We start from the raw sequence: 19,695 nt of genomic DNA, 5'->3' as shown, positions 1-19,695 counted from the left end.
GTGGCTTGTCGCGCAGTTCCCCGCGCCCCTATAGGGCGTAGCACCACCCCCACTTAGAAGGAGCTCCATCCCCATGCGCATCGGAATCCTCGGCCTCGGCCGCATCGGCGCCTTCCACGCCGAGACCCTCTCCGGACTCGACGCGGTCGACTCCCTCGTCGTCACCGACCCGTTCGCGGATGCCGCCAAGGCCGCCGCGGAGCGGTTCGGCGCCCAGGTCGTGGACTCGCCGGAGGCCCTGCTGTCGGCCGGCGTGGACGGCATCGTCGTCGCCGCCGCGACCGACGCCCACCCGGCGCTGATCCTGGCCGGTGTCGAGGCCGGCATCCCCGTCTTCTGCGAGAAGCCCGTCGCGAAGACGATGAGCGAGGGCGTCGAGGTACTGAAGGCCGTACAGGACAAGGGCGTGCCGATCCAGATCGGCTACAACCGGCGCTTCGACACCGGGTTCGTCAACGCCCGTGCCGCCGTGCAGGCCGGTGAGCTGGGCAAGCTGCACACCGTGCGGTCGACCACGCTGGACCCGGCGCCGCCGCCCGCCGCGTACATCGCCGCCTCCGGTGGCATCTTCCGGGACTGCTCGGTGCACGACTTCGACATCATCCGCTGGGTGACCGGCCGTGAGGTGACCGAGGTGTACGCCGTCGGCGGCAACAAGGGCGCCGACTACATCAAGGAGGCGGGCGACGCCGACACCACCGGCGCAATCCTCACCCTGGACGACGGCACCATCGCGGTGGTCTCCAACTCCCGCCACAACGCCCGGGGTTACGACGTCCGCATGGAGATCCACGGCTTCACGGACTCCATCGCGGTCGGCCTGGAGGACAAGCTGCCGCTGCGCTCCGTCGAGCCCGGCGTGACCTTCCCGGCGGGCACCCCGCACGACTTCTTCATGGACCGCTTCACCGCGGCCTACCGCGCCGAACTCACCGCCTTCACCGAGGTCGTGGCCGGTACCCGGCCGTCCCCGTGCACCATCGAGGACGCCCTGGAGGCCGGCTGGATCGCCGATGCGTGCACACTGTCGCTGCAGGAGCACCGTCCGGTGACGATCGAGGAGGTACGGCAGGCATGAAGGAACCAGGCCGGGAACCGCTGCGCATCGGGGTACTGGGTGCGGCGAACATCACCGGGCTCTCCCTCGTCGGCCCGGCCCGCACGACCGGCCATCGCCTCGTGGCGGTGGCGGCGCGCGACCGGGCCCGGGCCGAGGCGTTCGCGGAGGAGCACGACGTGGAGCGGGTCGCGGACTCCTACGCCGACGTGCTCGCCGACCCGGAGGTCGAGGTCGTCTACAACCCGCTCGCCAACGGGCTGCACGGGCCGTGGAACCTCGCCGCGCTCGCGGCCGGCAAGCACGTCCTGACGGAGAAGCCGTCGGCGAGCAACGCCGAGGAGGCGGCCGAGGTGCGAGAGGCGGTCGCAAAGGCCGGCACCGTCTTCATGGAGGCCTTCCACTACCTCTTCCACCCGGTGACCCGGCGTCTGCACGAGATCCTCGAAAGCGGCGAACTGGGCGAGCTGCGACGGGTGGAGACGACAGTGGCCATCCCCGCGCCGGGTGCCGCCGACCCGCGCTGGTCGCTGCCGCTCGCGGGCGGCGCCTTGATGGACCTCGGCTGCTACAGCCTGCACGCGGTGCGGATGCTCGCGCCCTGGGCGGGCGGGGCGCCGCGCCTGGTCTCCGCACGCGGCGGCGAGCGCAGCGAGATGGGGGTCCCCCCGGACGGAGTCTGGGGGAGGGCCGGGGCGCCCGGTGTCGACGAGTGGCTGGACGCCGAGCTGGAGTTCCCCGGCGGGGCGAGTGCCTCCGCGCGCTGCCACATGGCGTACGACGAACTGGAGATGAGCTGCCGGATCGTCGGCTCGCGGGGCGAGGCGCTGGCGCCGAACTTCGTGCTGCCCCACCTGGACGACCGGCTCATCCTTCGGACGCCGGACGGTGAGCGCACGGAGCGGCTCGGCACCCGCTCGTCGTACACCTACCAACTGGAGGCGTTCGCCGCGCACATACGCCGGGACGCGCCGCTGCCCCTGGACGCGGACGACGCGCTCGCGACGATGACGCTGATCGACGAGTCCTACCGCGCGGCGGGCTTCGAACCACGGCCGCGTACGACGCTCGCGAACTGAGGGACCGTACGACGGATACGGCTGAGGGCCGGGGAACGCCATCCCCGGCCCTCAGCCATATCGCGCCGTCAGCTCTCGGTCAGGTCGAGTCGACGGCCCGTCACACCGCGTACAGCGCGGGCCGGTCGGCGAGCTCCACCGGAACCCGGCCGCCCTCCGCCAGCGCCCGTACTCCCGCCTCGCAGACGGCGGCCACGGCGTAGCCGTCCCAGGCGCTCGGGCCGATGACCTCGCCGCGCCGGGTGGCGTCCACCCAGGCCTGGACCTCACGGTCGTAGGCGTCGGCGAACCGCTCGATGTAGTCCTGCGCGATGATGCCGCCCCAGCGGCCGGCGGCGTTGGTGACCATGGCGTGGCCGTCGCCGACCCGGGCGGTGCCGCGTTCGCAGACGACCTCGGCCTGGACCTGGTAGCCGAAGCCGCAGTTGACGAAGATCTCGACGTCGACGATGGCGCCGCCGTCGGTCTCGAAGAGCACGAACTGCGGGTCCCGGATGCCGTCCGGCGCGTTGCCGGAGGGCGTCGGGGCCAGCACCGTGACGGCCGTGATCTCGTGGCCGAGCAGCCAGCGGGTCACGTCCATCTCGTGCGTCACCGAGTCGTTGATCAGCACCTCGGACGTCCAGCCGGGCGGGCTGGCGGCGTTGCGGTGCCGGTTGTGCAGCATCAGGGGACGGCCCAGCTGGCCCGTCTCCAGCAGCGCCTTGAGCCTCATGTACTCGGCGTCGTAGCGCCGCATGAAGCCGACCTGGACCCTGCGGTGGCCCAGCCTCTGCTCGGCCTCCAGGACGCGCAGCGCGGACGCGGCGTCGGGGGTGAGGGGTTTCTCGCAGAGCACCGGCAGATCGTGCTCGAAGGCGGTGAGCAGCGCCCCCTCGTGGGCGGGGCCGGGGGACGCGACGATCACCGCGTCGACGTCGGCGGACGCCATCGCGGCGGCCGGGTCGGTGAAGGCGACGCAGCCGTCGACGCGGGACGCGACCCTCTTGGCGCGCTCCGCGTCGACGTCCACGACTGCCGTCACCCGTGCCCCGCTGGTGACTTCCTGGATACGGCGCACATGATCCGCACCCATCTTTCCGGTACCGATGACTGCGACTCCGAGCGGGTGCGGACGCTGGGTCATGGTGATCGGCCGTCCTTTCGGGTCGTCAGGCGCCGCAGGACCTCAGGAACTTGCGGGTACGCACCGCGATGGGCAGCGGCTTGTCCGGCTCGCAGGGGTACATGTCCTGCTCGACGATCGCGAACAGGTCCACGTTCAGCTTCTGCGCGGCCTCCAGGACCGGGCCCAACTCCGGTACACCGGACGGGGGTTCGCACATCACGCCGCGCTGCACGGCGGGGCCGAACGGGATCTCGTTCCGCACGACGTCCGCGAGGATCTCCGGGTCCACCTGCTTGAGGTGCAGGTAGCCGATGCGCTCGCCGTAGGTCTCGATCAGCTTGACGCTGTCGCCGCCGCAGTAGGCGTAGTGACCCGTGTCGAGGCAGAGGTTGACCAGGTCGGAGTCGGTCGAGTCGAGGAAGCGCTCGACGTGCGCCTCGGTGTCGATGTGGGTGTCGGCGTGCGGGTGCACGACGATGTCGAGGCCGTACGTCTCCTTCACCTCGTGCCCGAGCCGCTCCATGCCCTTGGTCAGGTGGGCCCACTGCTCACCGGTGAGCTCCGGCGGCTCCAGGACCTCGGCGGTCTTGTCGTCCCGCCAGAAGGACGGGATGACGACGAGGTGCTTCGCCCCCATGGCCTGGGTGAGCGCGGCGACCTCGCTGACGTGCTGCCAGGTGGACTCCCAGACGGCGGGGCCGCGGTGCAGGCCGGTGAAGATCGTGCCCGCCGAGACCTTGAGGTCGCGCTTGGTGATCTCGTCGGTCAGGCGCGCCGGGTCGGTCGGCAGATAGCCGTACGGGCCCAGCTCGATCCAGGGGTAGCCGGCCTCGGCGACCTCGTCGAGGAAGCGTTCCCAGGGCACCTGTACGGGGTCGTCGGGGAACCAGACGCCCCAGGAGTCCGGGGCGGAGCCGACCCGGATGCGGTCCAGCACAGGGGGCATGTCAGGACTTCCCTTCGCCGGTGGTGGCCACGGGTGCGGTGAGGTCTCCCGCTTCGGGGAGCTCCTCGACGTCGACGCCGCGGACCTGGCTCAACTCGTGCTTGAGCGCGGCCAGTTCGGTGCCGCCGGCCATGTGGTTGGTGAGCTCTTCGAGGCTGACCTCGTCGCGGGAGGCGTTGAGCTCCATGGTGCCGAGGCGCAGGACGCTGAAGTGGTCGCCGACCATGTAGGCGTGGTGGGGGTTGTGGGTGATGAAGATGACGCCCAGGCCCTTCTCGCGGGCGGCGGCGATGTACTTGAGCACCACGCCGGACTGCTTGACGCCGAGGGCGGCGGTGGGCTCGTCCAGGATGAGGACCCGGGCGCCGAAGTAGACGGCGCGGGCGATCGCCACGCACTGGCGCTGACCGCCGGACAGGGTGCCGATGGGCTGCTCCAGGTCGTCCAGGACGATGCCCATGTTGCGCAGCTCTTCGTCGGCCGTCTTCTTCATCGCCTCGATGTCGAGACGGCGGATCGGCCAGGGGCCCTTCGTCATCTCGGAGCCGAGGAAGAAGTTCCGCCACACCGGCATCAGCGGGACCACCGCGAGATCCTGGTACACCGTGGCGATGCCCCTGTCGAGGGCCTCGCGCGGGGTGGAGAAGCGCACCGGTTCGCCATCGACGAGGAACTCGCCCTCGGTGTGCTGGTGCAGACCCGAGATGATCTTGATGAGGGTGGACTTGCCCGCCCCGTTGTCGCCGAGCACACAGGTGACCTGATTGGGGAACACCTTCAGGTCGACGCCGTGCAGGGCGCGGACGTTGCCGTACGACTTGCCTGCGCCGCGGAGTTCGACGACGGGGCCGTCCTTCTCGGGGGCCTTGTCGGCGATGACGGCGCCGTGGGTGCCGGTTCCGTTGGTGGATGTCATTTCGGTCACCTCCGGGTCGCCGTGCGCTGCACGTACAGATTGATCAGGACGGCGCCGAGGAGCATCACGCCGAGGAACGCCTTGAACCAGTCCGGGTTCCAGCCGGCGTAGACGATGCCCTGCTGGACCATGCCGAACATGAAGGCACCGAAGACCGGACCGATCGCCGAACCGGCACCACCGGTCAGCAGACAGCCGCCGATGACCGCCGCGGCGATGTAGATGAGCTCCTGCCCCACGCCCTCACCGGACTGCACCGTGTTGAACGAGAACAGCTGGTGCATGCCGACGAACCAGGCACCGAAGCCGACCAGCATGAACAGGGAGATCTTGGTGAACGTCACCGGGACACCGACCGCGCGGGCGGACTGCTGGTTCCCGCCGACGGCGAAGATCCAGTTGCCGTACTTGGTGCGCAGCAGCACCCACGTCGCGAGGGCCGCGAAGACCAGCCACCACACGACGGTGATCTTCACGTTGACACCGCCGATCTCGAACGACGAGGCGAAGATCGCCTTGGCCTGGTCGAAGCCGTCCATGTCGCTGATGTCGTCGGTGGCGACGTTGCCGGTGATCAGCTTGGTCACCGCCAGGTTCACGCCCTGGAGGATCAGGAAGGTGCCCAGCGTGACCAGGAAGCTCGGCAGGCCGGTCTTGACCAGCATCCAGCCGTTGAAGAGACCGATCGCGAGGGACACGGCCAGGGCGACGATCACGCCGACCCAGACGTTCATGCTCAGCTGATACGCCGTCATGCTGGCCGTCAGCGCGGAGGTGACCACCGCGACACCGGCCGACAGGTCGAACTCGCCGCCGATCATCAGCAGGGCCACGGGCAGCGCCATGATCCCGATCGTCGACGACTGGTACAGGATGTTCGCCATCGAGCTGCCGTCGCGCACCGGCGGCGCCGTGATCAGGAAGAAGATCAGCACCGCCACGGCGCCGAGGAAGACGCCGACCTCGGGCCGGGCCAACAGCCGGAGCGCCAGGGGGCGTTCCGTCGTGCGGCCGTCCTTCTCCTTGCCCGGGCCGGAGGCCGGCGGTGTGTTCACCGCCGGCTCAGCCTGTTGGGTCATGCTCATCACCGAGTGCCCTTCGCGGCGTACTTGTCGATCGTCTCGACGTTCGTCTTGTCGACGAAGGCAGGTCCGGTCAGCACCGGCTGCTCGCCGCCGCCCATGTAGTTGCCGTTGTTCTTGTAGAGCCACAGGGAGTCGATCGCCAGGTAGCCCTGGAGGTAGGGCTGCTGGTCGACGGCGAACTCGATGGTGCCCGCCTTGATCGCTCCGGTCAGCTGCTTGTTGAGGTCGAAGGTGGCGACCTTCGCCTTGCTGCCCGACTCGTCGACCGACTGCGCGGCCGTCAGCGCGAACGGGGCGCCGAGAGCGACGACGTAGTCGGTGTCGCTGTCCTGCTTGAGCTTCGCGGTGATGGTCGACTTCACGGACGGCATGTCGGTGCCGTTGACGTTCAGGTTCTCGACGTCACCCTCGAAGGTCTTCTTCACACCCGCGCAGCGCTGCTCCAGGCCGATGTTGCCCTGCTCCTGGATGACACAGACGGCCTTCTTGGCGCCGGCCTCGTTCAGCCGCTTGCCGAGCGCCTCGCCCGCCACGGTCTCGTCCTGGCCGAAGAACTCCATCAGGCCGAGCTTCTGCCACTCGCTGACACCGGAGTTGAGGCCGACCACCGGTATGCCGGCCTTCTTCGCCTTGCTGACGACGTCCTTCATGGCGTCGGGCTTGGCGAGGGTGATCGCGATGCCGTCGACCTTCTGGTCGATGGCGTTCTGGACCAGGTTGGCCTGGTTGCCGGCGTTCGGGTCGTTGGAGTAGATCAGCTTGACGTTGTCCTTGGCGGCGGCGGCCTCGGCACCCTTGCGGACGATGTCCCAGAAGGTGTCACCGGCCGACTGGTGCGTGACCAGGGCGACCGTCATACGGGGCGTGTTTGCCTTGCCGGCGGAGGCGCCCTCCGCGCTCTCCTCTGCCTTCTTGCCGCCGGAGCTGCTGGAGCATCCTGCGAGCGTCAGCGCTGCCGCTGCGGCGACGGCCACTACGGGGGCCAACCTTCGGGAGCGGGAGTAAGAGCGGTCCATCTTTCCAGCACCTCACTGTACGACGGGGTGTTGCGACGGGGGAAAGGGGTGATCACTGAGATCGCGGCCCGGACCGGTGGGAGAAAGCCCGGGTCGTGTGCCGTGGAACACGGCGGTTGCGCTGGGACGGGATCCAATCGCTGGATACGCCCGCTGTCAATACTTTGTTAAGACATCATTTCACAAGCAGGTCCGAATGTAAGTACAAAGTATTGACAGCGTCGGCCTCCACGCCCTACACCTGGGAGGCGGCAGGCCCCCTGGGGGCCCCACCCCCAGTCCAGCTCTAGGAGCGTCGCGCATGGCCGAGTCAGCCAAGCCCTTCGACTTGATCACAATGGGAAGAATAGGAGTCGATCTCTACCCCCTGCAGTCTGGCCTACCTCTGACGCGGGTGGAGACGTTCGGCAAGTTCCTCGGAGGCTCGGCCGCGAACGTCGCCGTGGCCGCGGCCCGGCTGGGCCGGAGCACCGCCGTGATCACCCGCACCGGCGACGATCCCTTCGGCGCCTACCTGCACGAAGCCCTCAAGGACTTCGGTGTCGACGACCGCTGGGTGACGCCCGTCGCGGCGTACCCGACGCCGGTGACGTTCTGCGAGATCTTCCCGCCGGACGACTTCCCGCTGTACTTCTACCGGCAGCCTAAGGCGCCTGACCTGGAGATACACTCCGACGAGCTGGACTACTGGGCCATCCGTTCGGCCCGGGTCTTCTGGATCACCGGCACCGGTCTGAGCGAGGAACCGAGCCGCTCCGCCACCCTCGCCGCCCTCAAGGCGCGCGACAGGGCGGGCACCACGGTCTTCGACCTCGACTGGCGCCCGATGTTCTGGAAGGACCCGGCAGAGGCCCGCCCGTACTACGCGGAGGCGCTGCGGCACGCCACGGTCGCGGTCGGCAACCTCGACGAGTGCGAGGTCGCCACCGGGGTCCGCGAGCCGCGTGCCTGTGCCGAGGCGCTGCTGGCGGCCGGGGTGGAGCTGGCGGTCGTCAAGCAGGGCCCCAAGGGCGTGCTGGCCGTGCACCGCGACGGTACGGAGGCCGAGGTGCCGCCGGTGCCGGTCGAGGTCGCGAACGGCCTCGGCGCGGGCGACGCCTTCGGCGGCTCGCTGGTCCACGGGCTGCTGTCCGGCCGGGACCTGGCCGAAACCATGCGGTACGCCAACGCTGCCGGCGCCCTCGTCGCCTCCCGCCTCGCCTGCTCCTCCGCGATGCCCACCGAGTCCGAGGTCGAGGGCCTCCTCGCGCGGGCGTCGTGACGGCAGGCCGAGCCACCCCTGAACGGAGCCTTTCCTTGAGTATCAGCATCACCGACCTCGCCGCGATCAGAGCCCGGCACCCCGAGGCGATCGCCGAGGCCGCGGCCCGCCGGGTGCGCCGCCCGCTGATCGGCGACAGCGGCCGCCTGATGATCGTGGCCGCCGACCATCCGGCCCGCGGCGCCCTGGGCGTCGGCGACAGACGGCTGGCCATGGCCGACCGGGCCGATCTGCTGGAACGTCTTTGCACGGCCCTGTCGCGGCCCGGCGTCGACGGAGTGCTGGCCACCGCCGACATCCTGGAGGACCTGCTGCTCCTCGGCGTCCTCGACGACAAGGTTGTCATGGGGTCCATGAACCGCGGGGGCCTGGCCGGCGCGTCCTTCGAGATGGACGACCGCTTCACCGGCCACCGTGCCGAGGACATCGCCCGGATGCGCTTCGACGCGGCCAAGCTGCTGCTCCGTGTCGACTACGACGACCCGGGCTCGCTGACCACCCTGGAGTCCACGGCCCGGGCGATCGACGCGATGGCCGCGCTCCGGCTGCCCCTGTTCGTCGAGCCGTTCCTCTCCCGGCGGATCGACGGCCGGGTGCGCAACGACCTGTCCGCCGAGGCCGTCACCAAGTCGATCGCCATCGCCTCCGGTCTCGGCGGCACCTCGGCCTACACCTGGCTGAAACTGCCCGTCACCGATGACCCCGACGACATGGCCGAGGTTCTGGAGACGTCCACCCTGCCCGTCGTGCTGCTCGGCGGCGAGGTCGGGGACTCCGCTGAAGCCCAGGCGGGCGCCTACGAGCGCTGGCGCAAGGCGCTCGCGCTCCCCACCGTCCAGGGCATGGTCGTCGGCCGCTCGCTGCTCTACCCGGCCGAGGGCAGTGTGGAGACGGCGGTGGACACGGCCGTCGGCCTGTTGTGACCCGGACTGTGACGCGGAGGAACGACTGTGACGCTTAAGGACACGATGACTTATCACCTTCCCGCGGGAAAGGCGCTCGGCGGCCCGTACGTCGTGGACGTCACGCCCGAGAAGGCCGGCTGGGGCTACTCCAGCCTGAAGGTCCTGGAGCTGCCGCCCGGCGGCTCGCACACCTTCGAGACCGGTGACAGCGAGTGGATCGTGCTGCCGTTGAACGGCGGCTGCACGGTGGAGGCGACCGACGACTTCGGCCATGACACTTTCCGACTCGCGGGCCGGGAGGGCGTGTTCAGCGGGGTCAGCGACTTCGCCTATGTGCCACGGGACGCCCGTACGACCATCTCGTCGACCGGCGGCGGACGGTTCGCGCTGACCGGCGCGCGCTGCACCCGGCGGCTGCCCGCCCGATACGGCCCGGCGTCGTCGGTGCCGGTGGAGCTGCGCGGCACCGGCAACTCCTCGCGCCAGGTGAACAACTTCGGCGCGGCCGCCCCCGCCGGAGGCGGTGATGGACAGGGTTTCGAGTGCGACAAGCTCATCGCGGTCGAGGTCATCACGCCGGGCGGCAACTGGTCGTCCTTCCCGCCGCACAAGCACGACGAGCACCGGCCCGGCGAGGAGTCGGTGCTGGAGGAGATCTACTACTTCGAGTTCGCCGACCACGAGGGCACCCCCGGCCTCGGCTACCAGCGCGTCTCCCCGTCCGGACACGGCCGGAACACCGACGTGCTGGCCGAGGTGCGCAGCGGCGACGTCGTGCTGATCCCCGACGGCTGGCACGGGCCCTCGATGGCCGTGCCCGGCCACCACATGTACTACCTCAACGTCATGGCGGGCCCCGAGGCCGAGCGCGCCTGGCTGATCTGCGACCACCCCGACCACGCCTGGATCCGCGGCACCTGGCCGGACCAGCCCGTCGACCCCCGTCTGCCCCTCTACACCGCTCCATCCCAGTGAGGTCCCCGATGAGCCACTCCACCGTCCGCCTGACCGTCGCCCAGGCGCTGGTGCGGTTCCTGTCCGCCCAGTACACCGAGCGCGACGGCGTACGGCACCGGCTGATCGCCGGGACCTGGGGCATCTTCGGCCACGGCAATGTGGCCGGCCTCGGCCAGGCCCTGCTCCAGGCGGGCGAGGACGTCATGCCGTACCACCAGGGCCGCAACGAGCAGTCCATGGTGCACGCGGCCGTCGGCTACGCCCGCCAGCTCAACCGCCTGTCCGCGCAGGCCGTGACGACGTCGATCGGTCCGGGCGCCACCAATCTGGTGACGGGCGCGGCCCTGGCCACGATCAACCGCCTCCCGGTCCTGCTGCTCCCCGGCGACTACTTCGCCTCGCACGCCCCGGACCCGCTGCTCCAGCAGCTGGAGCACCCGACCGAGGCGGACGTGTCGGTCAACGACACCCTGCGGCCGGTGTCGAGGTACTTCGACCGGGTCACCCGCCCCGAGGCCCTGATCCCGTCCGCGCTGAACGCCATGCGCGTGCTCGCCGACCCGGCCGAGACCGGCGCGGTGACGCTGGCCCTCCCCCAGGACGTGCAGGCCGAGGCGTACGACTGGCCGGAGGAGTTCTTCGCCGACCGCGTCTGGTACGTACGACGCCCCGCGCCCGACCCGGTCGAGCTGGCGGCGGCCGTCGAGGCGATCCGCTCCGCCGAGCGCCCGCTGATCGTCGCGGGCGGCGGTGTGCACCACAGCGAGGCCGAGGACGCGCTCAAGGCCTTCGTGGAGGCCACCGGCATTCCGGTCGCCTCCACCCAGGCGGGCAAGGGCTCGCTCCGCCACGACCACCCCTGCGACCTCGGCGGCATCGGGCACACCGGCACCTCGGTGAGTGACGACATCGCACGCGCGGCCGACCTGGTGATCGGTGTGGGCACGCGGTACACCGACTTCACCACCGCCTCGGGCACGCTCTTCCAGAACCCGGACGTGCGCTTCCTGAACCTCAACATCACCGGGTTCGACGCGCACAAGCTCGCCGCGCGCACGTTGGTGTGCGACGCACGGACCGGGCTCACGGCCTTGGCCGAGTCGCTTTCCGGCCATCGCGTGCACCCCTCGTACGAGGCCGAGTACCTCTTGGGCCAGGAGCGGTGGGACGCGGTCGTCGAGGCCGCCTACCGTGCCGACGACGAGAGCGCCGTACCGACACAGACCCAGGTGCTGGGCGCGCTGGACGCGTTGGTCGGGGACGACGACGTGGTGATCAACGCGGCCGGTTCGCTCCCGGGCGACCTGCACAAGCTGTGGCGGGCGCGCTCGCCGCGCCAGTACCACCTGGAGTACGGCTACTCCTGCATGGGTTACGAGATCCCGGCCGGGATCGGTATCCAGCAGGCCGCCCCGGACGTCGCCGTGTGGTCGCTGGTCGGCGACGGCACCTATCTGATGATGCCGACGGAGATCGTGACCGCGGTCCAGGAGGGGCTGCCGGTCAACATCGTCCTGATCCAGAACCACGGCTACGCCTCGATCGGCGGGCTGTCGAACGAGGTCGGCGGTGAGCGCTTCGGCACCGACTACCGCTACCGGGCCGCCGACGGCACCTTCAGCGGCGCCCCCCTGCCCGTCGACCTCGCCGCCAACGCGGCCAGCCTCGGCATGGACGTGTTGCGCGCCAAGACGGTGGGCGAGCTGCGGGAGGCGCTGGCCGCCGCGCGCGCGTCCGACCGGCCGACCTGCGTGTACGTCGAGACCGACATGAAGAACCCGTCCTCGCCGGGCGCCGAGGCCTGGTGGGACGTCCCCGTGGCCGAGGTCGCCTCCCGCGAGGCAGCCGTCGAGGCCCGCGAGCGCTACGACCAGAACGTCGCCGGACGCCGTCACCACCTCTGAACTCCCCGCACACGACCCATACTTGAAAGGCCCTTTCGCACCATGAAGACCATCACCCACTGGATCGACGGCAAGTCCGTCGAGGGCACCTCCGGCCGCTTCGGCGCCGTCTACAACCCTGCGACCGGCGCCCAGGAGAAGCAGGTCGCCTTCGCGACCGTCGACGAGGTGGACGCCGCCGTCGCCTCCGCCAAGGCCGCGTTCGAGAGCTGGGGGCAGGCGTCCCTGGCCAAGCGCACCGCGATCCTGTTCAAGTACCGCGAGCTGCTCGACGCGCACCGCGACGAGATCGCCGAGCTGATCACCGCCGAGCACGGCAAGGTGCACTCCGACGCGCTCGGCGAGGTCGCGCGCGGTCTGGAGATCGTGGAGCTGGCCTGCGGGATCAGCGTGCAGCTGAAGGGCGAGCTGTCGACGCAGGTGTCGACCCGGGTGGACGTGGCGTCGATCCGCCAGCCGCTGGGTGTGGTCGCCGGCATCACGCCGTTCAACTTCCCGGCGATGGTGCCGATGTGGATGTTCCCGCTGGCCATCGCTTGCGGCAACACCTTCGTGCTCAAGCCGTCCGAGAAGGACCCGTCGGCGTCGTACCGGCTCGCCGAGCTGGCCACCGAGGCGGGGCTGCCGGAGGGAGTGCTGAACATCGTGCAGGGCGACAAGGTGGCCGTGGACCGGCTCCTTGAGCACCCGGACATCGAGGCGGTCTCCTTCGTCGGCTCGACCCCGATCGCGAAGTACATCCAGCTCAAGGCGGTTGAGCACGGCAAGCGCGTGCAGGCGCTCGGCGGTGCCAAGAACCACATGCTGGTCCTGCCCGACGCCGACCTGGACTTCGCCGCCGACCAGGCGATCAACGCCGCGTACGGCTCGGCGGGCGAGCGCTGCATGGCCGTGTCGGTCGTGGTCGCGGTCGGTGACACCGGCGACGAGCTGGTCGGCAAGATCGCCGAGCGGGCGAAGAAGCTGCGCATCGGCCCCGGCAACGACCCGGCCTCCGAGATGGGCCCGCTGATCACGCGCGAACACCGCGACAAGGTGGCGTCCTATGTGGCGTCGGCCGCCGAGCAGGGCGCCGAGGTAGTCGTGGACGGCACGGGCTACTCGGTCGAGGGCCACGAGGACGGCTTTTTCCTCGGTGTCTCGCTGCTGGACCGGGTGCCGCTGACGGCGGACGCCTACCGGGACGAGATCTTCGGCCCGGTGCTCGCGGTGGTGCGTGCGGAGACGTACGAGGAGGCCATCAAGCTGATCAACGACTCCCGTTGGGGCAACGGCACCGCGATCTTCACCCGGGACGGCGGCGCCGCCCGCCGCTTCCAGCTGGAGGTCAAGGCGGGCATGGTCGGCGTGAACGTGCCGATCCCGGTGCCGGTCGGCTACCACTCCTTCGGTGGCTGGAAGGACTCGCTCTTCGGCGATCTGCACATCTATGGCAACGACGGCATCGCCTTCTACACCCAGGGCAAGGTGATCACCACCCGTTGGCCGGACCCGTCCGACGGTGGCATCAACCTCGGTTTCCCCAGCAACTCCTGACGCCCTGAGAGGGAGGTCGTCCCATGGCGAAGACCCGCGGCTCGGCACGCACCGCGTCCGCCTCCGCGCTGGACGCGCTGGACTTCGCCCTGGACCGGGGCAGTCCCGTGCCGCTGTACTACCAGCTCGCGCAGCAGCTGGAGTCGGCGATCGAGCACGGAGTCCTCGCCCCGGGCAACCTCCTGGGCAACGAGGTCGACCTGTCGGTGCGGCTGGGGCTGTCCCGGCCCACCGTCCGGCAGGCCATCCAGTCGCTGGTCGACAAGGGGCTGCTGGTCCGGCGGCGTGGGGTGGGCACCCAGGTGGTGCACAGCCAGGTGAAGCGCGGGCTGGAACTCAGCAGCCTCTACGACGACCTGGAGGCGGCCGGACAGGGCCCCACCACCGAGGTCGTCCGCAACGAGCACGTCCCGGCGACCGCCGATGTCGCGGCAGCGCTCGGCATCGCCGAGGGCGCGGAGGTCACCCTCCTGGAGCGGCTGCGCTGCACCCACGGCCAGCCGGTGGCCATCCTGTGCAACTACCTGCCCGCGAGCCTGCTCGACCTCGGCACCGCCCGACTGGAGTCGACCGGCCTGTACCGCATGATGCGGGCCGCCGGCATCACCCTGCACAGCGCCCGCCAGACCATCGGCGCCCGCTGCGCCACCGCCGATGAGGCCGAACGCCTCGACGAGAAGGCGGGCGCCGCACTGCTGACCATGCAGCGCACGGCGTACGACGACACCGGGCGGCCGGTGGAGTACGGGACGCACATCTACCGGGCTTCGCGGTACGCGTTCGACTTCCAGCTGCTGGTCAGACCCTGAGCCGCTTCCGGTCGCCGGTCAGAGCTCGGCCGGTCAGACCCTGAGCCGCTTCCGGTCCCGGGGCAGAGCTCGGCCGGTCAGACCTTGAGCGGCGCGTCCGTCGGCTGCCCGTTCCGCGCGTACCAGTCGACGGTGTGCCGTACGCCGTCGTCCAGGGACACCGTCGGGACGTATCCCGTGAGGGAGCGCAGGAGGGTGAGGTCGGGGCAGCGGCGGGCGACCGAGTTCGCTGGGGCGGGCCGGTACTCAAGTACCGGGTTGTGGCCGGTGACGCGCAGGATGAGCTTGACCAGGTCCGCGATGTTGGTCTCCTCCGTGTCGTTGCCGATGTGGACGATCCGGCCGTCGCCGACCCCGTCGGCCATCAGCCGGTACACCGCCTCGACGGCGTCGTCGACATGGCAGAACGCCCGGGACTGATCGGCGCCGAAGACCGTGAACGGGTCCTCGTGGCGCAGCGCCCGCAGGGCCACCTCCGGGATCACATGGGCCGCGCCCATCCGGGGGCCGTAGACATTGTGGAACCGTCCGATGACGTACGGGATCTCCTTCGCCCGGCCGGTGTGGATCACCGCGGCCTCACCGAGCAGTTTGCTGGTCCCGTAGGCGTAGCGGGGTGCGGTGATGTCGTCCACCGTCAGGGGCACGGTCTCCGCAGTGGGCACGGGGACGATGCCGGCGCTGACCCCGCCGGCGTACACCTCGCTGGTGGAGGCGAAGAAGAGGTGTTCTCCCGGCCGTATCCAGTCCAGGGTGTTGAGCAACGCCAAGGTGTTGATCCGGATTGCGCGGGCGGGGTCCTTGTCGACATTGCGGACCCCTACGACGGCGGCCAGCAGGTAGATCTGGTCCCACCCGTGCGGGATGTCCCGGAAGCAGGCGGGGTCGGTGAGGTCGGCGTGCAGCACGTCGGCGTCGACGGACGCCAGCTCGGGATCGTTCCGGCCGCGCGAGAAGTCGTCCACGATCGTGACCGAGTGTCCCTCGCCCAGCAGTCGCCTGGTCAGATGGAGCCCTATGAAGCCCGCACCGCCGAGTATCAGCGCCTTCATGTCGTCACCGCCGGGACAGGAGGAGCGGTGGTCTCGGGCAGGTAGCCGAGGCCGGCGTAGCGCACGCCGCGGGCCGTGATCTCGGGCGCGTCGAGGATCCGCCAGGAGTCGAAGACCAGCCGCACGTGGGTGCCGTCGAGTTCGGGGCCCACGTCGAGGTTGCGGTATTCGGGGTGGTCGGTGATGACGAGGACCGCGTCGGCTTCGTGGAATCCGGTATGGAGGTCGACGGGTTCCCCGCCGTATGCGCGGATCACGTCGGCGCCCACCAGAGGGTCATGGCCGAGGACGCGCAGTCCGGATGCCGCGAAGACCGGCATCATCGTCTCGATCGGCGTGCCCCGCATGTCGTCGGTGGGGGGCCAGCCCTTGTAGGCCCAGCCCAGCACGGTCAGGGTCGTGCCGCCCGTCTCCCGCATCATGTCGACGACCTTGTTCGCGACATTGACCGGGAGGTCCTCGTTCAGCCTCCTGGCCGCACCGACCAACTGCGGTACGTACCCGACGCGTTCGGCGCCGGAGGACATGAGGTAGGGATCCTTCGACAGACAGCCGCCGCCCACGTATCCGGGCTTGTGGATGTCCGGTCGCGGATAGTCCAGGTTCGCGGCCCTGATCACTTCGAGCGGGTCGAGGCCGAAGCGTTCGGTGAGCTCGGCCACCTCGTTGCCGAACGCGAAGATCACATCGGTGTGGCAGTTGTTGGTGAGCTTGACCAGTTCGGCGGCCTCCAGGCTGGACACGGGCACGACCTCCTTGGCGAGGCCGCCGAACAGGGCCAGGCCGAGGCGCAGACTGTCCTCGTCGAGCCCGCCCACGACCTGGGGCAGCTCCAGCAGCTCCCGCAGGGCCCGCCCCTGAACGGTCCGTTCCGGTGCCATCACCAGCCGGGCCCCGCCCCAGGCGTGCGTCAGCGGTGGGAGAACCACCGCGCGGCTGGTCCCGACCGGCACGGTGCTGCGTACGACCACGAGGGTGTCGGGTGTGCAGCGGTCGGCCACCTGCTCGGCGGCCGCGGCCAGGTTCTTCAGGAACGGCTCGCGGGTCGCCTCGTCGACCGGCGTGGACACGCAGATGATGGCCGCGTCGACGGGCTCGTCGGGCAGTTCGGAGGCGATGAAGATGTTCTTGCCGACGAGTCGGGCGAACGTGTCGTCGACGCCCGGTTCATAGACATGGGCCCGGCCCTGTCCCAGGGATTCCAGCACTGACGGCTGCACGTCGACTCCATGGACCTCGTAGCCTTTGCGGGCCATGGCCGCGGCCAGGGTCAGGCCGACATATCCCATGCCGATGATGCCGATCCGGTGAAATTCGCGTGATTCTGCTTCCCTCATGATCGGCTCTCCTGCCGGTTCGAGAAGTTCGGTCGGGGTGGTTCGGCGGGGGTAGTTCGGTCGGTGTAATACGGTCGGGGTAATTCGGTCGAGGGCTCTTCGGTCAGGGACAGGGCGGAAGGACCTGGTCCAGATCACGCACGGTCACATAGCCGGCGAAGCGCTCTTTCCGGTAACTGCGGCACGCACTGGCGATGTTCTCGGGCCGGTTGGCGTAGTCGACCGCGAACACGATCTTTCCGGCCTTCCGCAGCGCGCGGGTCGCCTCCAGTTTCGGCGCGCAGAAATCGTCGTCGCACGGGACGTCGGTGGCCTGGAAGAACAGCCCTTCCACACCGATCCCGTCGATGGCATCGAGATACCCGGGGTAGTGCTGCAACTCCGCGGCGTTCAGCGGGAAGACCCACAATCTGTTGTCGATTCCCTTGGCGTACGAGCTGATCCGGCTGAGCAGGGCGACCATTTTCGCCGCCAGATCACGCCGGCTCTCGCCGGGCACCCAGGCGAGCTCGATCTCGTCGTAGGCCACCACGGTGTCGAGGAACACCCCGTCGAACCCGGCGGCGATCGCCCGGTCCACACGCGGCTTGATGGCCTCCTCCCACCAGCGATCGTCCCAGTACTTCACGAAGTACTCCCCCGGCCAGTCCGACCATTCACGGATGATGAGATCGGGGTTCCGCTCACGGAAGCCGGGATAGTCCGGCCGGAACCATTCGAGCGACCCGATCTCGAAATACGCGAGAACCTTCTTGCCGGACCGCTTCAGCCGGCTGATCTCGTCGGCCGTGAAATACGACGCCGATGCATCTCTGGCCAGGTCGACGACCGCCAGTTGATACGGCCCGCGGGTCAACGCGTCGAGGGTCCCGTCCTGGTACCCCTGAAGCTGCACCACCGCGCTGGTGATGTCGTCGGGGTGGTCGGGAGCGGGAGGGGGTGTGCCGGCGCGCGTCCGGTCCAGCTGCTTCACGCCCTCGGGGGTGAAACAGGCCGTGAACACGACGAGGCAGCACGCCAGGATGGCTGCTCTCAGGATCCGCTGCGACATCACGGGACTCTCAGCCTTCCCAGCTCGCCCGGATCGATACTTCGAGGTCACGGGTGGGTTGCCAGCCGAGTACGCCGCGGATCCTGTGCACGTCGGCGGCGATCCACCGCACCTGCCGGGACCGTGCCGGTGCCGCCGCGGACTCGTGCACCCGCCCGGTGAACCCTGCCGTCGCGGCGAGCAGGGCGACCGCTTCACGCGCCCGGACCGCGGTACCGCTGCCGACGTTGAGCACGGGCTGCGGCAGGCGTTCGGCCAGCGCCGCCTCGCCGATCGCCGCCGCGACGTCCCGTACGTCGACGAAGTCCCGGTAGGCGTCCAGGGGTCCGAGTGTGATGTCGTCGGCACCGTCTCTGAACGCCGTCCGAATGCCCTGCGCTGCCCGGCCGAGCAGGTTCTCGGGCGGCAGTCCGGGGCCGACCGGGTTGAACACCCGCAGCGCCACGGCGTCCAGGGACCCCTCGCTCGCGGCGAGTTCGATCAGCCGGGTGCTCGCCAGCCGGGTCACCCCGTACGCACTCACGGGGTTGCCCGGCGCGTCCTCGGCGACCGGCCTGCCCGGGGTGACCGCGCCGTACTCGGCGGCCGAACCCAGCACCACCAGCCGCGCGGCCGGGACCACCGTCTTCATCGCCTCCAGCAGACGGGCGGTGACCAGGGTGTTCGCCTCCACCAGCGTGACGGTGTCACCGGACAGCCGGCCCGCGCAGTTGATGACGACATCGGGACCGGCCCGCTGCAACAACGCGGCGAGCTCGTCGAGAGGCTGCACGACCAGGTCGTGCCGGACCCACCCGGGGTCCTCCGCCCGCTGCCGCCGGCTCGCCCTGATGAGCGTGCCGACGCGCGGGTCACGGGCGAGGAAATCCGCGACCGAGCGGCCGAGGAAACCCGATGCGCCGAACAGCAGCACCGTCGCGGTCATGCGACCACTTCCTCGGCGGCCGAGAGGGTCGGCAGCAGTGTGGAACGCATGTCCTGGAAGCAGCGGTTGGCCTCTTCGTAGTCGTCGGGGCTGCCGATGTCCATCCAGTAGCCGTCGAACTCGTACACCCTCGGCCGCTCGCCGCAGGCCAGCAGGTCGAGGACCAGCTCGTCGAAGCCGAGCGGCGTGTTCTTCGGGTACTGGGCGAGTGTCTTGCCGGAGATGGCGTACACGCCCATGCTCACTCCGTAGGACAGCGTCGGCTTCTCGCTGAACCTGACGAGGCGGTCGCCGATCGTCTCCAGCGTGCCGAAGTCGATCTTGACCTTGCGCTGGTAGCTGGCGATGGTCAGGGGCGCGCCCGACCCCTCGTGGTCCCGCAGGAACGAGGCGTAGTCGAGGTTGGTGAGCACGTCCCCGTTCATCACCAGAAAGTGCTCGGGCAGCCGGTCGAGGAAGTTGAACAGCGGTCCGATCGTGTCCAGCGGCTGGTCTTCCTCCGCGTAGTCGGCCCGTATTCCCCAGCGCGCTCCGTCGCCGACGAACGCCCGGATCAGCGCGCTGAGATGGCCCACCGCGAGCGTCACACGCCTAAAGCCCTGGGCCCTGAGCTGTTGAAGGATGATGTCGATGATGGCGTACTCACCGCCGATCGGCATCAGCGGTTTGGGGAGTGCCGTGGTGTAGGGCCTCAGGCGGACCCCACGGCCTCCCGCCAGGATCGCTACATGCATGACATGACCTCCTTGGG

The 19,695-nt window shown here is 69.7% G+C and carries 18 protein-coding genes; 8 read left to right on the top strand and 10 right to left on the bottom strand.

Annotated elements, in window-relative coordinates; all coding sequences use genetic code 11:
* Window positions 1-73: 73 nt before the first annotated feature.
* Window positions 74-1,078: a Gfo/Idh/MocA family protein gene (locus tag POF73_RS10010; protein ID WP_272114195.1), complete on the top strand. Its 1,005-nt coding sequence runs from the start codon at window positions 74-76 to the stop codon at window positions 1,076-1,078.
* Window positions 1,075-2,136 (top strand): Gfo/Idh/MocA family protein, encoded by a 1,062-nt coding sequence (locus POF73_RS10005; RefSeq protein ID WP_272114194.1) that lies wholly within the window; start codon window positions 1,075-1,077, stop codon window positions 2,134-2,136. Before POF73_RS10010 ends, POF73_RS10005 begins: the two co-directional genes overlap by 4 nt.
* Window positions 2,137-2,236: 100 nt before the next feature.
* On the opposite strand, the gene POF73_RS10000 is transcribed toward POF73_RS10005, so the two are convergent.
* The 5 genes from POF73_RS10000 to POF73_RS09980 are packed head-to-tail and all read right to left on the bottom strand — an operon-like array spanning window position 2,237 to window position 7,207.
* On the bottom strand, window positions 2,237-3,262 hold the full coding sequence (locus POF73_RS10000) for a Gfo/Idh/MocA family protein (RefSeq protein ID WP_272114193.1): 1,026 nt from the start codon (window positions 3,260-3,262) through the stop codon (window positions 2,237-2,239).
* 25 nt (window positions 3,263-3,287) lie between these two features.
* Window positions 3,288-4,190 carry a sugar phosphate isomerase/epimerase family protein gene (locus POF73_RS09995; RefSeq protein WP_272114192.1) on the bottom strand — a complete coding sequence of 301 codons (903 nt, stop codon included), beginning with the start codon at window positions 4,188-4,190 and terminating at the stop codon, window positions 3,288-3,290.
* A gap of 1 nt (window position 4,191) precedes the next feature.
* Complete coding sequence (locus tag POF73_RS09990; RefSeq protein WP_272114191.1) at window positions 4,192-5,106, bottom strand: ATP-binding cassette domain-containing protein; 915 nt, start codon at window positions 5,104-5,106, stop codon at window positions 4,192-4,194.
* Between the two features lie 5 nt (window positions 5,107-5,111).
* Window positions 5,112-6,191, bottom strand: a complete 1,080-nt coding sequence (locus POF73_RS09985; protein WP_272114190.1) for an ABC transporter permease — start codon at window positions 6,189-6,191, stop codon at window positions 5,112-5,114.
* Window positions 6,191-7,207, bottom strand: coding sequence for a sugar ABC transporter substrate-binding protein (locus tag POF73_RS09980; protein WP_272114189.1), 1,017 nt, complete (start codon window positions 7,205-7,207; stop codon window positions 6,191-6,193). The genes POF73_RS09985 and POF73_RS09980 overlap by 1 nt, the downstream gene beginning before the upstream one ends.
* 301 nt (window positions 7,208-7,508) lie before the next feature.
* Between POF73_RS09980 and iolC the strand changes: the two genes are divergently transcribed.
* Genes iolC through POF73_RS09950 form a run of 6 tightly spaced genes read left to right on the top strand, consistent with a single transcriptional unit; the run spans window position 7,509 to window position 14,579 of the window.
* Window positions 7,509-8,468 carry a 5-dehydro-2-deoxygluconokinase gene (iolC, locus tag POF73_RS09975; protein WP_272114188.1) on the top strand — a complete coding sequence of 320 codons (960 nt, stop codon included), beginning with the start codon at window positions 7,509-7,511 and terminating at the stop codon, window positions 8,466-8,468.
* Between the two features lie 35 nt (window positions 8,469-8,503).
* Window positions 8,504-9,391: a Cgl0159 family (beta/alpha)8-fold protein gene (locus POF73_RS09970; RefSeq protein WP_272114187.1), complete on the top strand. Its 888-nt coding sequence runs from the start codon at window positions 8,504-8,506 to the stop codon at window positions 9,389-9,391.
* A gap of 45 nt (window positions 9,392-9,436) precedes the next feature.
* Complete coding sequence (iolB, locus tag POF73_RS09965; RefSeq protein WP_272114186.1) at window positions 9,437-10,348, top strand: 5-deoxy-glucuronate isomerase; 912 nt, start codon at window positions 9,437-9,439, stop codon at window positions 10,346-10,348.
* An 8-nt stretch (window positions 10,349-10,356) separates the two neighbouring features.
* On the top strand, window positions 10,357-12,234 hold the full coding sequence (iolD, locus tag POF73_RS09960) for a 3D-(3,5/4)-trihydroxycyclohexane-1,2-dione acylhydrolase (decyclizing) (protein WP_272114185.1): 1,878 nt from the start codon (window positions 10,357-10,359) through the stop codon (window positions 12,232-12,234).
* Window positions 12,235-12,276: 42 nt separating this feature from the next.
* On the top strand, window positions 12,277-13,770 hold the full coding sequence (locus POF73_RS09955) for a CoA-acylating methylmalonate-semialdehyde dehydrogenase (RefSeq protein WP_272114184.1): 1,494 nt from the start codon (window positions 12,277-12,279) through the stop codon (window positions 13,768-13,770).
* Between the two features lie 23 nt (window positions 13,771-13,793).
* Window positions 13,794-14,579 (top strand): GntR family transcriptional regulator, encoded by a 786-nt coding sequence (locus POF73_RS09950; RefSeq protein WP_272114183.1) that lies wholly within the window; start codon window positions 13,794-13,796, stop codon window positions 14,577-14,579.
* 77 nt (window positions 14,580-14,656) lie between these two features.
* Here the strand turns inward: POF73_RS09950 and POF73_RS09945 are convergent, their stop codons facing one another.
* From POF73_RS09945 to POF73_RS09925, 5 genes are all read right to left on the bottom strand, one after another.
* Window positions 14,657-15,631 carry an NAD-dependent epimerase/dehydratase family protein gene (locus tag POF73_RS09945; RefSeq protein ID WP_272114182.1) on the bottom strand — a complete coding sequence of 325 codons (975 nt, stop codon included), beginning with the start codon at window positions 15,629-15,631 and terminating at the stop codon, window positions 14,657-14,659.
* Complete coding sequence (locus POF73_RS09940) at window positions 15,628-16,968, bottom strand: nucleotide sugar dehydrogenase (RefSeq protein WP_272114181.1); 1,341 nt, start codon at window positions 16,966-16,968, stop codon at window positions 15,628-15,630. Before POF73_RS09940 ends, POF73_RS09945 begins: the two co-directional genes overlap by 4 nt.
* A gap of 103 nt (window positions 16,969-17,071) precedes the next feature.
* On the bottom strand, window positions 17,072-18,019 hold the full coding sequence (locus POF73_RS09935; protein ID WP_272114180.1) for an endo alpha-1,4 polygalactosaminidase: 948 nt from the start codon (window positions 18,017-18,019) through the stop codon (window positions 17,072-17,074).
* 10 nt (window positions 18,020-18,029) lie between these two features.
* On the bottom strand, window positions 18,030-18,944 hold the full coding sequence (locus POF73_RS09930; protein WP_272114179.1) for an NAD-dependent epimerase/dehydratase family protein: 915 nt from the start codon (window positions 18,942-18,944) through the stop codon (window positions 18,030-18,032).
* The gene (locus POF73_RS09925) at window positions 18,941-19,678 is read right to left on the bottom strand and encodes a sugar phosphate nucleotidyltransferase (protein WP_272114178.1); all 738 of its coding nucleotides are present in this window, start codon (window positions 19,676-19,678) and stop codon (window positions 18,941-18,943) included. Before POF73_RS09925 ends, POF73_RS09930 begins: the two co-directional genes overlap by 4 nt.
* Between the last annotated feature and the right edge of the window lie 17 nt (window positions 19,679-19,695).

The organism is Streptomyces sp. HD (assembly GCF_028369295.1).
Classification (GTDB): Bacteria; Actinomycetota; Actinomycetes; order Streptomycetales; family Streptomycetaceae; genus Streptomyces.
This window is presented reverse-complemented; position numbering and strand designations above follow the sequence as displayed.

What these genes read in the sequence shown, in the direction of transcription:
- POF73_RS10010 (WP_272114195.1), top strand. Translation starts at nt 74, where the DNA reads ATGCGCATCGGAATCCTCGGCCTCGGCCGCATCGGCGCCTTCCACGCC.
- POF73_RS10005 (WP_272114194.1), top strand. Translation starts at nt 1,075, where the DNA reads ATGAAGGAACCAGGCCGGGAACCGCTGCGCATCGGGGTACTGGGTGCG.
- POF73_RS10000 (WP_272114193.1), bottom strand. Translation starts at nt 3,262, where the DNA reads ATGACCCAGCGTCCGCACCCGCTCGGAGTCGCAGTCATCGGTACCGGA.
- POF73_RS09995 (WP_272114192.1), bottom strand. Translation starts at nt 4,190, where the DNA reads ATGCCCCCTGTGCTGGACCGCATCCGGGTCGGCTCCGCCCCGGACTCC.
- POF73_RS09990 (WP_272114191.1), bottom strand. Translation starts at nt 5,106, where the DNA reads ATGACATCCACCAACGGAACCGGCACCCACGGCGCCGTCATCGCCGAC.
- POF73_RS09985 (WP_272114190.1), bottom strand. Translation starts at nt 6,191, where the DNA reads ATGAGCATGACCCAACAGGCTGAGCCGGCGGTGAACACACCGCCGGCC.
- POF73_RS09980 (WP_272114189.1), bottom strand. Translation starts at nt 7,207, where the DNA reads ATGGACCGCTCTTACTCCCGCTCCCGAAGGTTGGCCCCCGTAGTGGCC.
- iolC (WP_272114188.1), top strand. Translation starts at nt 7,509, where the DNA reads ATGGCCGAGTCAGCCAAGCCCTTCGACTTGATCACAATGGGAAGAATA.
- iolB (WP_272114186.1), top strand. Translation starts at nt 9,437, where the DNA reads ATGACTTATCACCTTCCCGCGGGAAAGGCGCTCGGCGGCCCGTACGTC.
- iolD (WP_272114185.1), top strand. Translation starts at nt 10,357, where the DNA reads ATGAGCCACTCCACCGTCCGCCTGACCGTCGCCCAGGCGCTGGTGCGG.
- POF73_RS09955 (WP_272114184.1), top strand. Translation starts at nt 12,277, where the DNA reads ATGAAGACCATCACCCACTGGATCGACGGCAAGTCCGTCGAGGGCACC.
- POF73_RS09950 (WP_272114183.1), top strand. Translation starts at nt 13,794, where the DNA reads ATGGCGAAGACCCGCGGCTCGGCACGCACCGCGTCCGCCTCCGCGCTG.
- POF73_RS09945 (WP_272114182.1), bottom strand. Translation starts at nt 15,631, where the DNA reads ATGAAGGCGCTGATACTCGGCGGTGCGGGCTTCATAGGGCTCCATCTG.
- POF73_RS09940 (WP_272114181.1), bottom strand. Translation starts at nt 16,968, where the DNA reads ATGAGGGAAGCAGAATCACGCGAATTTCACCGGATCGGCATCATCGGC.
- POF73_RS09935 (WP_272114180.1), bottom strand. Translation starts at nt 18,019, where the DNA reads ATGTCGCAGCGGATCCTGAGAGCAGCCATCCTGGCGTGCTGCCTCGTC.
- POF73_RS09930 (WP_272114179.1), bottom strand. Translation starts at nt 18,944, where the DNA reads ATGACCGCGACGGTGCTGCTGTTCGGCGCATCGGGTTTCCTCGGCCGC.
- POF73_RS09925 (WP_272114178.1), bottom strand. Translation starts at nt 19,678, where the DNA reads ATGCATGTAGCGATCCTGGCGGGAGGCCGTGGGGTCCGCCTGAGGCCC.